The following is a 16,789-nucleotide window of genomic DNA, read 5'->3' on the forward strand; positions in this document are numbered from 1 at the left end:
TTTAATTAGTTGTTTAGTTGTAATTCGTTGATTGTTACTGTAGATCTTTTAGCATATGCTGATCCGTCCCAAGATTTATAAGTGAATTCCAGTTTTAATTTTGAATCTTTGATCTTATTGCTCTTATGCATAACTAAAATCTGAGAATAGTCTTTAGCATATATGATTTGGAAATCTTTATTATGTTCACCTACAGCATTAAGAACCTTAAAGCAGTCTGCCATATCACCCAATGGAATTTTCGGATCATTGAACGGTTCCGGGTTTCTGATCAGCAAGGCGGCCACCTCATTATTGGTGTTGATGATCTTAACAAATTCTGTATGGGTAGGAGGATTTAATGGTTTTAATCCCATCACTCCTTCAAAAGCACGGTCAAACACTTCTGAATAGGTATTGGCAAGCCCCTTTAAATAAGGATTTTCAACACCTTCTGAAGCCAAAATATAGAGGTCATTAAGCTGCTGTTGCTTAAGATCTGCTTTCACTTCATATATTGCATCCTTCTGTCCTATTACGACAAGTCCTTTATCATCATATTCTTTCAGCTTATAACTTTCCACCTGTTCTTTAAAGTCTTTATATCTTGAAGTTCTAAATACAAACTCATGGATCTTTTGGTTTTCTTCATATACTTTATCAGGTTTTCCCGGAACCGGTGTAATCTGTGGTTTATAATGTCCATCTCCGTCATCGTCAAAGGCATTGTATACAATAGCGGTATATAATTTTTCCGGATTCAGATTCGTGAGCTCAACCGAGTATTTATATGATTTTGGCACAACAGGGTCTCCAAGATCAATACTACAGGCCATGCCCGTATTCCCTTGGTTAACATGATTCACATAATTAAGCATCTGCTGAATTCCCAATGGTAAATTTGGATCATCTTCAGCCCAGCTTTCCTGAGTTACCGGTATTGTTTCCTGAGACACCCAGTCCTGAGGTAAAGGATATGGAATACTAACATTAGTTACAGGATCTTTAATCGCAATATTAATACTTCCTGTGATCTTTTTAACATCCATTACATTATGAGCTTCCCATGTCTTAAGCATATGATAGATATAAGGCTTGGTAAAGAAGAATTCTATTTTACACTGCTCATTACCATAGAATAATGGTTTTGACATTAAAAGATCTCCGTCTGCATTCGGATATGACTTCTTCATATCGATATATGACTTCAGAGAGGTAATCGGATATTCATCTATATTTTTCTTCTTATCGGTCAGATTACCATTGTCATCTTTAAGGTATTCGATATATTTTTCATTTTTCTTTTCAAAGTGCCCGATAGGCCCGGCCGTTTTAAAGGCAAAATAATAATCAATGATGTGTGGTGTATCTCCATTCACATTATCTTTCAGTTTAAGATTGATATAGTAAACACTGTTGGGTCTCCAAACCGGCTGTATCACTTTACTCATCGCTTCCTGCATCAGCTGCATGTCACCTGTTACAGCATCTTGTGATGGAATCGTCTGCTGATATTCGTAGTCTGTAACGGTCATCCAGTTTACTCTGTGGAATAAAGTATAGCACTGGGTAACTGCATTTCCATTTCCATCACTATCATCATTACATCCGCAATTTCCAAGTTTAAAGATGACATCATTAATTTCTTTTGTTAACTGCAGTGCTCCGAATATTGTGGATCCTTCAGTATTCAGATAGTCGGCCAGTTTCTTTAAAAGTTCTCTTACATATCCAATACCCTGAACCAGGTTATATTGTGGGAACTCTTTATCAAAGCTGTAGATGGCTTCCATATATATTTGAAAACACTTCAGGTTATATCTCAATTGAGTAACATCATCAACCCCATAATAAACAATACATTGGTTAAGATTATACATAAGCCCGGTAAGGAAATCACAAAGTTTCACATCTTTTGTACAAGGCTCCGGTTTTTCATCACATCCGCAATCAGGAGTAAACTTCAGATTAAGAGGCTTCTGAGTAGTCTTATTAACCTTGATAATGACTGCTTTATTGATTTTTTCTTTCGGATACTCACTTGAATAGCAGACATCAATACCATCGGCCTTGTCTGTAATTTTTGAGACAACACTATTATGTTTGATAAATTGAGCAACAGGGCTATCCGGTAAATACAGGAAGATCACAGAATGGGTATTGAAGTCAACAAATGGTGGAGCATTTCCTGATGTTATCGTTCTATACTGTGTATCATAATCTGCCCAGCCATTTGATATATTGGACATGCTAAAATTCACAAGTCCATTCCCGAAAGCTCCATTATAGCCATCTTCTACATGCATCACATCAAAGTCAAGCTCATTGCATTGACCAGTGGTACATCCTCCGGCTTTCAATTCTTTCAGTATCTCAATAAGCTCATCATATTCAGCCTGTTGCGTTGGAGAAAGAACTACTGTGGATACTTCACCTGTAGTATTTGCTGTGGCATTAGCCCAAATAAGATCTATTTGTGCATTGATATCATCAATTTCCTGCTGATTGGCATTGTATGGAATAATTTCAATCTTGCTTACATACTGTCCCCCGAAATTAGCGGCATCGTACATCAGCTCTGCTCCTAATTCTGCTTTTGTCTTCGTTACCTCATCAATTATAGCATAGTTCTGGTAAATGGCATTAGAGAATACGTCTTTATAATACCTGATCGTAACCGTACTTGCCATTGTAGAAAGTAGTAATTTTACTTTAGCAGAGGCTTCCGGAAGAAGAACAACCATTGTATTTCCATTGGTGATCTTCAATGACTTCGGATGATTATGAGGATTGGAAGCATTAGAAACCATCATATAATCCGTAGCGTCTGATACGGTTCCTAAGAGATTATAATAAGCTCCATTAATGAAGTTATACGGCGATCCTGCCGGCTGGTAATACACCGTTCCTACTGTTTTATCCAATACATTAGACTCATGCCATACATCTTCAGTTTGTGTACAGAATAATGAAGAAGCCGTAATTCCGTACTGTTCAGGAATAAACCATCCCGGTTGTGCAGAATCTAAGAATGAGAATGGTGTAGACGCCAAAATTCTGATCGTGTCATACTTATCATTGGTTTTCTGCCAGAATCCTAATTTGAATTTATCAATATTAGCGATGCTGTTTGCTTCAGCATCAGTAAGCACTGCTCTGTAAGGATTATATTTATTCCATCCATTCCCTTGTGTATTTAGAATCTTAATCTCTACATCTTCAATGGAATACTGGTGTTTCACCTGGCGCAGTACATGCCCTCCCGGCTGGGTTTTCTGAGGGGGAATAAGATCTGTAAATTCAGTTGCTCCGCTGGTGTGGCCTCCAATTTTCTCACCTGCAACCGGCGTTGGAATAAGCCCTTTTTCAATTTTAATATCAATATAGGTATCCAATGGGATTGTTGGCAGCTTATCATCATCTTTAATGGATGGTTCCGGTGCATTGAAAATCTGAACGACAGGAAGGTCAAATGTCTCGTTGGTCAACATATGAACCCCTTTCACAGCATTTTTCAATCGCTCTTCTTTCGGATAATCAATTTCCGGATTATCTGATTTGTAAGTAAGAGGGGGTACTGCGCTGGTATCTACATTTTTATCTTTCTCCCATTTGATGCTTAAATGAACTTTAAGCTTAATTTTAAAGATCGCCAGCTTGATCTTGAGTTCGAATTTAAGTTCGGCCAGGATCAGGAATGGAAGTATAAGTTCTACTCTGAAATAGATCGAAATAAATAGGGCAACACTTATAATGTAAAGGTTGATCTCTGCTCCGCCTTCCACATAAATATATCCTCCTACCTGAGGTCTTTCAAAACTGATATGAGCTCCTACTTCAATAGCCGCAAAAACTTTTACAATGATCAGGTTCAGGTTAAAATCTACCCTTGCACCGGCTTCAATTCCTTTGGCAGCAATCATCAGATAAGATTCTGCCTTGATATTCACTGAATCTTTAAACAGGCTGGCTCTGATCGGTTTATCCCTTGTTCCGAAATTGACATACCATGGTCTTTGATTCTTAAAGAAGAAGCCCATCTGAACTTCAGCCTTAATGTCAATAAATGATCCGTTATTTTTGTTAAGCTGGAAGTTACCTCCCGCTCCAATTTCCAGTGAATTGTCCCCTACGATAACGAATGCATAGAATGGCGGAACTTTAGGGTCATCTTCGGTAAGACCGAGACGTTCACTGATGATCGTTAATCCGGCATCAATAGCGAACATACTTGGTACTGAAAGCAATACCATTGCACGTAGCGAGGCAAGACGTCCGTCTAAGGTAGCCAGGGAAGCCCCTGCACCAAAGGAGAATGGCGCACTATATTGCTGAGTATGCTGTGGTCCGATAAATTTATCCGTGTTGATTCCTCGCTGCGGATGTACATAATAATCGTACCAGGTATCATTTTCTGTCATTCCGATCGCCTCCTTATGGGCAATATATCGGTATCCTATTAATCCTCTGAATCCGAAAATACCAAATGAACCTAATGGAATGACAAACGGCAGTTCAACACTTGCGTCTACCAGGAATCCCGGATATTTAGGGTCAAAAGCCATTTCTGCGGAACCGGAAATATTCATTTTTGGCAGCTGAAGAGAAACCTTTCCTCTGTATTCTGTAGAAACACCCGGCTCAGGAATGGTAAGCGCCCCCTTGATAATAGCTACTGCAGCACTTGCACTTGCCGATCCCGGAATTACAAGGTCTACTTCAAGGGTTGAAATATGGAAATAAGAATCTTTATATGATTCTTCTGTTCCTCCGTATTTTTCAACCATTTCATCATTATCGGCAGTATAATAATATTTAACACCATTTCCTCTTACATCAAGGCCTAATGGGTTGATATTGATACCTCCATCAAATCCAATATAATTATAGGTACGCATTTTGTCCTTATACATTCGCTGTATGGTCCCCATATGGATGGCTGTAACGGCCATACGTACCGGCCCTAAATTCAGATGGATATTGATTGGAATAATAGAACTTCCGCCGGCAATTTCAAATTTACCATTGGCGTAATAACGGATAGCCGGCAGATCAATTCCTTCTTCTCCTAACAGCTTTTCTCCAAATGAACCTTGAGGGAAAGTAATCTTAGTATCCGCTTCAATATAGAAGTTATCATCTTTCTTACCAATTTCTATTCTTTGCAGATTAAAGATAAGCAGCTTAAACAGGTTCATTTTCAGGCCACTTGGAAGGAATGCTGCAGAAAGCTTAAAGTTTTCTTTACTTTCCCATTCTCCGTCTACTGCAATGATTAAGTCAGACTCTCCATCATAGCCTTTAAACTTTTTGATCTTTAAGGCGGCCTTCAAGGAGGAATGTACTACCTGTCCCTGATGGAAGTCAATATCAAAGTTACTGAATCCTAATTCCCATGCTTTTTCGGGATCTTTCCCTAATTTAAACCATAATGTCTGTTTTTTAATATCAGCAAGATCCTGGATTTTCAGGGTGCTGATAAACTGATAATATTCCTCTTCTTTATTAAAAGTTCTGTGTTCTCCGGTGATAGTCGTCAATTTGAGAGGATACACAAATTTCAGCTCTGAAGGAGAACTTAGTCCATTAATATAAGCAAGCAACTGAGGCTTACCACTAATCTGCTGGGTTGAGGTTCCATCCATGGATTTTACGGATAGACCATTATAATCCAAAGAGAAGAAATCTCCGAAATAATCAACTACTTCAGTGGTATTTCCTACAGTCTTTGTACTGTACGTAGGACGGATGGCAATATTTCCGGATAATCCTCCTGTTCCAATCAGTAAATGGTTGGCAGAGATCCCGATGGTCTGTCCGGTCTGCTGTTTTTCAAACCATTTTTTAGGAAGGAAAATTTCTGTGTATTCCATGTAAACTCCCATGAATTCTTTCGGTCTTCCGTCAGCATCTGCTTCTGCAATATTTTCCTTTTTACTAAGGTCGATTTTCAGGTTGTGAATATCGATGGCAAAACCAGTATTTCCAATCTGTGCAGGCGTACTGGTACTCAATGCCAGGTCCATATTATATCCGAAACCTCTTTCCGTATCCGCATAAAATACAGCTTCCCCGAATTTCAAGGTTACTTTGTTCGCATATCCGGGGGTATTTTCCGGAATAGGATCTAATTCATTGGCATGACCACGTGGATAAACGGGTGTTAAAATATTTCTTGGAAATTCAATTGCTGCAGACAACATCAGTGTTGCTTTAAATTTCGGAAGCACTACTTCTTTAATGAACTCATCAATATCTTGCGGAAGCAGGGATTTAAAGAATATTTTTACTTTATTTCCTGTTTCCTGAAGGTCATTGGTTAAAAGATACGTTGCAAAACCAACTAATGAGGCATATTTTCCGGCCGATTTATTAAAAATATCCTGTACGACTTCTGTAACCGTCGTAGCATCCGATGGTAATGTAAGCCCCAAATTCTGCGAAGCATTAATATCCTTCACAAACTGCATCAGGGGAGTAATATTCTGATCCGTAGGACTTACAAAGGTATTGACGAAATGGGCAATCGCCTGTTCTTCCGTTACGTTGAGCACTCTAAGCGCTACCTCGAAGATCTGTTGAGGTTCAAAGGAAAAATTTCCTAAGCTGAAATAGCGTAAATACGCCAGAATCTTCCATTGGTATTCAACCGTGATAGGAAATGCAGAAATTTTGGAATCATTGTTTTCAAGATCCGGATTCAGAACCAAAGCGATTCCTGTTCCGGGAATTTCGATATCGATTCTTTTCGAAACGATAGATAAGCTGTAAAAAGCCGAATCTCCTTTCGGCCCTTTACTATACTGTAAATCTTTATAGTAGATTTTGTCGAGGAGGTTGGTCACCCCATCTTTTATGAATCCCAGAATATCCGGGATGTCGTCTTTTGTAATCACAGAGGATAACCTCGGGTAATACCTGTGTGTTACCGGTGTTTGATTTGACATAAAAATAATTTTGTGTTTGGGTGAGTGGAAGGCTTCCGTTTTAGGCAAACAAAAGCCTTATCAAGTAGGGTTTACTTAATTTCCCGTGGTGGTGTAATGTTTCATGTGTATTGACAATCTGCCAACTTATCAGAACACTATAATTATTTATTTTTTATCCCCTATAAAATAAGAAGGATAGGCTCCGTAATACTCTATGTCAATTAAATATTGGCATAAAGTAGTTTATAGTATGACGAAACTGTTTTTCCTAAATAATTATAGTTCTGGTAAGAATTGATTATTTACATACCAAGCTCTCATCTTCTGTGGGATATTCATTCTAATCATCAATTGTTCGGCATAAACACCATAAATTCCTCTTTCAACATCTTGGTCATCAGTATTTATACCATTAGAAAAATATTCAATATCTGAAAAAACACCTGATTTATAATGAGAATCAAAATATTCTCCATAAAATCCATCAGTTGTTTTATAGTATGATTTTGTCAGTTCATAATGGTGTTCATTACTTGATGGCAAAGAAGGATCTGTACATTCCCAAGCAATAATTTGGCCATTATTATTATATAACTCTCTAACTATTAATTGCGAAAATTGATTTGCTTCTAAATCAAAATATTTTATTTTATCAATCCAAAATTCACCATATGCTTCTCTTTCTCGAATACTTAGCACTTCTAAATTAGGAAGGTTTTTATGTTGCTCTACAATTTGACTATCAATTTCATTTATATTTTTGTAATAATGCAAGGCAAAAATATTACCATCTAAATATCTCTCTCTGGTTTTAATAATATTGTTAACAATATTATCTTTATATCCAGAAAAATTCTGCTTAAATTGTTGTTCTGTTATAATTTTGAAATTATCATTCTTATATTCTATACTCATAATCAATTTATTTTAATTGTTAAATCCGGATTTAATCTTCTTCCATTATTTGCATTTATAAATATATTAAAATCTATTCCACCCCAATTATCAACTTTGTCTGGTTTATATAGTTTAGGTTTTATGTCTTCAGATAAGAATTTCATATCATATAACTCATCAGCTAAAGAAATTATTTTACCATTTTCAATTCTTATAATACCCTTTGCTGACAGTTGATCTAGATTTTCTAAATTTTCAACAATTTGTCTTGGAGTTATATTTGGGTTTGTTTTTGCAAATTCTTTTCTTGCTTCAACATACTTTTTAAAATATGCATACAGTATATCTTGTTTTTTCAAGGCATTAGGACCATTGGCTCTACCCATATTTTTATAAAATAACTCTGCACTTTCTGCATAGGCATCCCAAAACTTAGACTTTTTAATATAAGAACACAAATCTAAATCTGGAACTTGATTCTGATATAATGAGGAACCTGATATTTGATATTCATCTAGATATTTTTCTAGCCCATATTTTGTTAATATACTACGAAGATGATTATTAAAACTTTCAAGATGAATTGCAGAAGTAAATGAATAAGGTACAAAATTTCTGGTTGTTCTAAAATTCTCATATCTCTCCATAAATCCAGTAACTTGCACCCAGGTCTTATTTTTCTGAACCCTTAAACTTTTTAATAAAAAATGGGTGGTTAATTCATCACTAAATCCATACTGTTTTCCTATACGAATTATTTCACAAATTTCTGCCTCTGTATGAACTGTTTGCGATAGTTTCTTCCATCCGCCAGTTGCTAATTCTTCATATTTATATATTGAAAATCTAGGTGGATATTTCACAACCCCTCCTATAGGAATAGTATCAGATATATTATATAAATTGTTTTGTTGTTTTATCAGAACATTTACAATTTTATCAAATATCAGTTTAGCAAATTTATATGTAACAAAAGTAAGAGATAATGCAGGCCCTAGAGGATTCGTATACAGATTATTACTTCTTACATATAAATTATAAATATTATCAACTGTTTTATCAACTGTTTCTGCAGTAGCAGTAGCGTTCATTAAAATCAGTTTGGCTCGTAAATTTGCCCTGATAATCGTTTCGTCTGTAGCTCCTGCAGCAACCTTCGAAATTACTCTTGATGCCTGCCTTGTAAGGCTTGTCATACCAATTCCTGCCATTCTACCTCCATTAAGTGATAAACACACAATATTAAGCCTATCTGAAAAAATCTTAAATGTTTTACAGAATTCATCTTGATTATTACAGTCTCCAACAATAAGGCTAATATAGGTAAGTACTTGTGATGTAAAGGTAAGCCCATCAATTACTAAACTTAATCCCTGTAAGCTCACTAATCCAATGGTATCTGCACCTGCTGCTGCCCATCGTAAGTGTCTTAGTTTTGTTAGACCACCAACTCCAGTTATAGTTAAAGGAACATCTAAGGCATAGCCAATCAATGTTTCAGAATTATTTCTCTCATTAGTTTCTGCAATATAAAGTAAAACAAAAAGCGGAATAAAAGAATTAATTTTCTTACCACTTACATCAAAGATTTGTCCCTGAGTAGAATATACAGGTACTGCCGAATCTACATCAGAATTTAAAAGTGTAACTGGTTGAAGTATATCATACTTACCATATAGAACCTCAGTTCCAATAGGACCTGATGAAGTTCCAATCATTGATGTGACTTGTTTTCCGTATGTTATTAATAATTCTTTTGCTAATATTTTATCTTTCTGGAATTCAAACTTAAAATTATCAAAAAAAACATTGACATATTTTTCAGAGGTATAAGGCATAACAATAGGAGCAGAATTTTCATTCAATATTGAATATTTATAAAAAGTCCTTTCGCTATTAGAATTTTCAACATCTATTTTTGCAGTGTATGCACAGTTGTGTGTGTATTTAAAAATTCCCTGAATATTATTATCAAATGTCACCACCTCTGTCGCAACTTTATTAAAACCTAATACATTTGGTTTGATACTGCCATCTTCATTATATGGACAATATTTACTAAACTGCCATAATAAATATATGGTCTGTACAAATTGTCCTTTAGTATCAGTAGGAGTGAAATTTGTCGACATTACCCAATTAGAAAGAGTAATCACTCCTTTTGTGAATAGTAAGCTTGTACTCATCTTATCATAAATATACTGATAGAGTGTTTTTGTTTTCCCACTATCTACTGATTGATTATTTGAACTTAATAAACCTTCAAAAAAAGCGTCAATCCGATCAACAGTATTTATATCAAATGATTTTGTGATTCGAACAATTAAATTTTCTACAGCTTCCTGTTCAAAGAAAACTTCTAGCTCTTCTTTTGCGGAAAGCAATACCTGTATCTTTAAAGGTGAAGTTAAGGTTGTAAGAGCCTTAACCCCCATGAACAATGTTAAGTAAAAAAACTTTTTATTTCCTTGCGCCTTTTCAATTTTAACTTTACATCTAAAACCTACTGCATAAAAATTGACAACTTCTTGATAAAAACTATCAACCAAATTAATAATTTCTACCTCACTTTGATTTGATGCATTTACAAAAGGGTTTGTCCAATAATTTCTTTGTTCATTAATATAAGATTGGTAAGTGGCATCCGAAAACAATGGTAAAATTGATTTACTAATATGATTAAGACAAAACGCTGAATAAACTAAAAACTGTGTTACCTTTTTCTTGTTTTCAGCACCTGTGACTAAATTAATAAGGGATTTTGAATTATTAAAAAAATTTGTAGCAAGAGATTCTGATGTATATATTTGAGTTGAAGGAATAGTATTCTTAGGAATATAAATCTCATTCGTAAAAGGGATTAAACGTTCTTTAGAATTCCAGGTATATGAATAAGTCTCAGTAATATTATAATTAGCCATGGAGCTATCAATCTTTTGCTTTTCAACGATAATTGTATCTCCTTCTTGAACATATTCAAAACTGGTTTTATCTTCAAATTTCCTTATTTTATTTAGTTCCAACTCATCAGCCCAGTACTTCAACCAATCTTGCAAAGAATAATATCCGGCACTTGCTTTATTATTATCATCTGCTTTAAAATCCGCTTTAAGAAAATGATAATAATCAATATTATTTTTTGTAAAACCTACTAAATAACCTCCTAGAGTATAAACCGTGCTCTCTAAATTATTTATTCTGACAACAAGGGCATTCCCCAATATATCATAACTTCCATATAAAATTGATGCTTTCATTATAAATATGTACTAGGTATTAATTTTTGTGTATTAAATGATTTTGGAGTCCATTTTGCATATTCATCAGAAGTAAAGACCATATTATCTATAGTTGTTATAAATATTTTTTCTGCTGGAGACACTATTTTAAGTTCTCCAAGATTGGTCTCACCTATGATAAGTAGAAAATATTTTTTATATTTTAGCCCTTCCTGAGAGTTATAATAACTGTTTTCATCTTCTCTGAGGTTTGTAAAATAAAATTTAGGATTATTAAGATTCTGACTGTTAATAATGTTAAAACATGAATCATTCTCTATTTTAGTTATTCCTAATATTTTTTTACTTGGTAAATATCCCTTTTCAGAATCAATTGATAATCCTGTTATAGTCTGCCCTTCTAAATCCATAAATACTCGTGATTTCAAATAATAAGGGGTTTCAGGCTGATAGAAATTATTTCTTTTATCACTATAGGAGACCGTTCCACTGTTAGAATTATCTAAATAGGCGCTTCTGCTTTCAAAAAAACCTCCTACATTCTGTCGAATATTATGTAGTAAAGTTTCATAAGTAACTCTTTTCACACTTTCCGTATCATTGATCATGATCAGATCCTCCACTTTCTTGGTGGTCACCGTTGCAATGTCTTTTCCTCCTGCTTTATTTTCAAAATCAATCAACAATAAATTCTGATCAATAACATAGACAAGCTCATTTCCTCCTTTAGACTGAACTTTAGGGGTCACATTAATCAATCCAAAGATGTCATCAATGTCCTTCAGATCATAAGTAGTACTCACGGTAGGATCTCCCGGATTTGGACCAGGGGTTTCAGAAGTGACTTTCACTGTTTTCCCTTCGTAAATCAACTGTACAAATGAAGCAACTGTTTTATTGGCACTTGTTTTATTTAAACTGAAAGTAATGGGCTTCGTGAAATTGGTATTGACTCCATTTCCCTCTTCCTGCAATAAGTTTTTACCTCTGATAAAATAATCCTCATTGGGAGTATCTGCGTGTAAAACACCTTGTTTTACGTACATGGCAGCGGCATCATTATTATCAGTTGTAAGCTGCAGTACCAATGATGGCTGTGCAACCAGCTCTTTTACCGGCCAGCCTGCTTCAAACTGCTCTAAGGAAAGATTGCCAGCTGTTGGTCCGATTTTAATATTGTTGGTACTTCCTTCCAGGTTCTGATTTCCATAGAAATTATAAGATCTCTGTCTGCTGCCCTGGATGTACAGATAGGTAGTCTCAGCTGTTTTAAAGCCTGAAATCTGACTGGCAATCTGTTCTACCGTTTGCAGGACAGAGTTGTCACTCATATGAATCTTTCCTTTTCCCTGGGTATGTAAGCCATAAAAGGCTGCAATATCAAGGAACTGAGTGGCTGTTTCCCTGATAAGTTTCTTTTTAAAAACTGTAGCACCTGCCGCCTGATCTAAAACATGGTCAGGATGGCGGGCAAAAGCCAGATTCAGTTTAAAAGGATTTGGGTCATTGGCTACGGTATAATCTCCTTCGTTCAGTACGATATCAATTCCTATGCTTCCTGTGGCATTTCCAAGATGGGTTCCTCTTGGAATCATAGGCAGTTCAAAAGCTTTTTTGGGTTCTACTTCAGTGGTGGTAGTTCCGGTAGTTTGAACTTTAGAAATCTTAAGGAAATAATCATCAATAAGATCATCTGCTGACTGAGAAGTTCCTGACGGATACCCGATATACTGAGCAGTAAACGCAGGCTGGGTAATTCCCAGCATAGCATACAGGTCTTTAAATTCTTTTCTGATAACGTCTACAAAGCCTGTTACTCCTGTTCCGTCATTAATAACGAAGTTAGATCCAAAGAAATCTGACCTGTTCAGGCCTCTGTATACGATATATTTGATCGCAAGTCCCTTAATCGGCTGATTAAAAGGCTTCAGGATCGCATTTACTTTAGTGGCATCTGTTCCACAAGGTTGTAAAAATACCTGTCCCTGACAAATTGTATATACTTTGCCGGTAACGCTTACTTTGGAGGTGGTCCTGAATACAGTCCCATTAGCTCCAAATTTTCCGGCCTGGTCTTGCGAGAAAGTCTTTCCTTTCTCCAGGAAGAAGAAAGACTCCGGCAACAGATCTGGCCGTACGTTAAGCCCTTTGCTGTCGGGAGCTGTTGATAAGCTTCCCGATGGAATATTTTGTGGCATTTTTGTGATTTTTGGTGTTAATAAAAGATAAGACGGTGGTAATGATCAGCCTCATAAAAACTGAAAAGCATTCTGAACCATTAGGGTCAATTAGGCTTTAAGAATACTAAGCCTGGTTGCTTTTTAAGGAGTGTTTCCTTAAAAAGGCAATATGATTTTTCTTCATGTATCTTAGCTGCTTCAATAGTTCTATTATTCAGGATTTTTTCAGATTTTTTCTACTGTTCAATAAGAAGAGGTTTATTTTTTTCCGGTAAAGACAAACCTCTTCCCGTACAATCATTCCGGTTGATTGTAATATTGATTTTCACTGTAAAATAATCCCGGGATTATTGGGTGAAAATTACATATCCGTCTTTATCTTTTGGTAAATTTTGTAAGTTTCTCCAGGATGCTTTGATCTTTCGCCCGCCTTTCCAGATGGAGCTTCGTTCAAAATGCGGCAGGTCTTTAAAGGTTTTCCAGTTTCCGCCCCAGCTCCAGCCGTGTCTTGCAAAGATCTTTACACATTCGTACCAGTCGGCTACGCCATCATTATCCCAGTCTTTCGCAGTGTCCCAGCTTGCTACTTTTCCGTCGATAATCAGGCAGATATCTACTGCTAATCCGTAATTGTGAATACTTTGTCCGGCTTTGGCATTGGTGACTTTTTTTCCGGCTTTTGTTCTTCCCTGCGCATACAATGCATCTTGGTCTTTAAAGGATCTTAACCCCTGGGTAATCCTCACTCTTGCTCTCCCGGTAAGGGCTTCATCACATTCTTTTACAATTTCTGTGACTTCTTTCCTTACCAATGGATGGAGATTTCTTATTCTGTTTTCACTTGGTTTATCCATGGATGATTATTATTTTGTGATTTGGTGTTTGATTAAGCAAAGCTATTTCAGGCTGACGCCAAAACCTGACGTGTTATATTTTGTGGTAAAAAATGTGAAAATTTTGTTATGATCTTTGATTTTCGGACATGTGAATCATTTTCATAAAAAGTGGTATCATCATTATAGCTTGTTGTTTATTTCTGAAACAAAAGTATAGCCCCTCAACGTCAAAACTTGACGCATTAAATTTTTTCTGAAAAAAAATTAAAATCTTATGGCTTTCTCTATAAATAATAATCCGGCAATAGAGCTCTCATTCTATTGCCGGATTTAATTGTTTGGTATCGGTATGCAGTTACTTCTTACATTTACTGTAGTCAGAAATAATCTGCATCAGGTTTTGTTCGTTTTTAAGATCAAAGCTTTCTTTTTTCAACTGATCAGAAACTGTTTTACAATCTTTAAGATAATCAGCCAGCTTTTCTGAAAGTTTATCGTTTGATCTGTTATCAAGCATCTGCCCTTTGGGCTGAAGGTCTGTTTTGATGACATATTTCTGCCTTTCAACAGGATCCTGAAGCAGCATGATTTTATTCTCCTTCGCTATCAGCCTGTAGAAATAGGAATTATTACCATGCAGGCTTCCGTAGTTCTGCATTTTCTTCATAAACTCCCCTTTTACATCCAGTCCGTAATAGCATTCTTCATTTCCATTGGCAGCCACACAAAAATGTACACCGGAGTCTGCATCATAGATTTTGGTCGCCATACTTCTCATTCCCGGCAGTTGTTTCTTTAAAGTAACCCGCTGCCCAAAGAGATCGGCACCACCTTCAGGAAGCTTTTGACCGGTTCTTTCGGTATCCAGCATTTCAAACCAGATGGTGATCGCTCCTTCTGTTTTCTTCCCTGATTTTTCCACCAGGTATCCCGGAACATCATATAAATTGATACTGCGGTTGACGGCATCTGTCACTTTTGCATGCTGAAGCTCCTGGTTTTTATAATACGCCTGATGTTCCAGTGTATAGCCCTGGATAAAAAGATTGGCTATAAACTCATTGACAAAAGCATAATCCGACTGGGCGTAAGGTCTTGTCGCAGTAAAAGTAAACTCATTATGATCAAAAGTTCTTACTGTATATGTTTTGATACCCTGTGTCTGGTACATAGAGGCAACTTTAATCCCATCCAGATCACTTACCTCCAGGCATGGGCCTGCAGTATTAAATCCAGCACAGTTGTACCCTTTTGCATAGCCTATTATTTTAGCGGGATAATTTCCGTTATTAATCAGTATTTCACCTTTTGATCCCAATCTTGGGTTATAAAGACTTCTGATATTGTCAAGCCTGCTCTTTCTTTCATTATCTTCTGCAATGCTGTTGGTTTTTGCTGTAAGGTATTTATCCGCTAAATTTTCTCTCGGTGTAGCAAAGAATTTCTCCACTTCATTTTTATCAAAACCGTTCTCACCGAAGAGATGGTATTTTACAGCCAATTGATGGGCAACAATTCTATCCGGTTTAAAAGAGGTGATTAATACTTCATACGGAATCTGGGTGGTCTTTCCGTCTGCCGATTTCATATCCAGGTAATACAGAAACTGGTCCTTTGCCAGGGTAACCCCTTTGAGATCGGCATCAAAAACTTTTTCATTAGCTAAGGTATAAAACTCAAAGTGATCCGGGTAAGGAGACTTCAGAATTCCGGCTTCTTTTTCATTAACCAGAATTTTGTCTTTCTTCAGCTGTATCTTTTGAGAGAGTACTAAAGAAGAACATAATAGAGTAGCTAATAGATATATTTTCATGATTCAATAGTTAATAATTAATTGAAGGATGAAAATACAAAAAAATAAGACACCTTATCATGGAAAGGATCTAAGATGGATGAAGATACTTTATAAGGCAGGTCAGCTGTTCAGCCAGTTCAGGCATTCAGCGATCTGCATTTTGCTGATAAAAACCTCAGTATTCACTTCAGGTTCGGGGGAAAGCTTAAGCTCTACTTTCTGGCTTGAATGTTTGATAATTTCAGTGACTGCTTCTTTATTGATGATAAATTTACGGTTTACTTTAAAGAAAACATTGGGATTTAATTTTTGAATAATATCTTTAATAGTATCATCGTAAATATAGGTTTGATGGTCCTTTGTCGTTAAGAAAAGATATTTCCCCGACGCAAAAAAATAGGCCGTATGATGCTCATCTATGGATTTAAGCTTATTCCCTTCTCTTACCATAAGACGTTTCATCATTTCGGAGCCTCCCTGATGTAAGGTAGAAATGGATTTTAGAGTAGATTCCGGGTCAAAATTATTCCTGATGGAGATAAATTTCTGTAATGCTTTGTGTAGGTCATCTTCTTCAAAAGGCTTTAAAAGATAATCAATGGTGAAATGTCTGAATACTCTTATCGCATACTCATCAAATGCCGTTATGAAGATAATCGGGGTAAAAAGTTCCACCTGTTCAAAGATTTCCAGGCTCATTCCGTCACCAAGATGAATATCCATAAAAACAAGATCTGCAGCATTATGTTCGAAGAAATCTATTGCCTGTTTTTTGGAACGAAGAATAACTATCTCAGTGACAGGAACTATAGTCTGCTTATCCAAAAGGTCTTTCAGATAATTAACAGCCAGCAATTCATCTTCTATAATGGCAATTTTCATAACGGTACAAAAGTACAAAAAAACCGCTAGAACGGTTAAGCTCTGGCGGTTT

At 36.1% G+C, this 16,789-nt stretch carries 7 protein-coding genes; all 7 read right to left on the minus strand.

The window, feature by feature from the left end; all coding sequences use genetic code 11:
- Positions 1-5: 5 nt before the first annotated feature.
- The 7 genes from MP477_RS12780 to MP477_RS12810 all read right to left on the minus strand — a co-directional run bounded on the left by MP477_RS12780 (position 6) and on the right by MP477_RS12810 (position 16,737).
- Entirely contained in the window at positions 6-6,926 is a 6,921-nt protein-coding gene (locus tag MP477_RS12780) for a hypothetical protein (RefSeq protein WP_257190736.1), read from the minus strand.
- Between the two features lie 258 nt (positions 6,927-7,184).
- Positions 7,185-7,823: a hypothetical protein gene (locus tag MP477_RS12785; protein WP_230037017.1), complete on the minus strand. Its 639-nt coding sequence runs from the start codon at positions 7,821-7,823 to the stop codon at positions 7,185-7,187.
- Between the two features lie 2 nt (positions 7,824-7,825).
- The gene (locus MP477_RS12790; protein WP_257190737.1) at positions 7,826-11,062 is read right to left on the minus strand and encodes a hypothetical protein; all 3,237 of its coding nucleotides are present in this window, start codon (positions 11,060-11,062) and stop codon (positions 7,826-7,828) included.
- The gene (locus MP477_RS12795; protein ID WP_257190738.1) at positions 11,062-13,242 is read right to left on the minus strand and encodes a hypothetical protein; all 2,181 of its coding nucleotides are present in this window, start codon (positions 13,240-13,242) and stop codon (positions 11,062-11,064) included. The genes MP477_RS12790 and MP477_RS12795 overlap by 1 nt, the downstream gene beginning before the upstream one ends.
- A gap of 329 nt (positions 13,243-13,571) precedes the next feature.
- Positions 13,572-14,078: a M15 family metallopeptidase gene (locus MP477_RS12800; RefSeq protein WP_257190739.1), complete on the minus strand. Its 507-nt coding sequence runs from the start codon at positions 14,076-14,078 to the stop codon at positions 13,572-13,574.
- 337 nt (positions 14,079-14,415) lie between these two features.
- Positions 14,416-15,873 (minus strand): hypothetical protein, encoded by a 1,458-nt coding sequence (locus tag MP477_RS12805; RefSeq protein WP_257190740.1) that lies wholly within the window; start codon positions 15,871-15,873, stop codon positions 14,416-14,418.
- Between the two features lie 102 nt (positions 15,874-15,975).
- Positions 15,976-16,737 carry a LytTR family DNA-binding domain-containing protein gene (locus MP477_RS12810; protein ID WP_257190741.1) on the minus strand — a complete coding sequence of 254 codons (762 nt, stop codon included), beginning with the start codon at positions 16,735-16,737 and terminating at the stop codon, positions 15,976-15,978.
- Positions 16,738-16,789: the final 52 nt, after the last annotated feature.

Source organism: Chryseobacterium sp. WG23, from assembly GCF_024586575.1.
Lineage (GTDB): Bacteria > Bacteroidota > Bacteroidia > Flavobacteriales > Weeksellaceae > Chryseobacterium.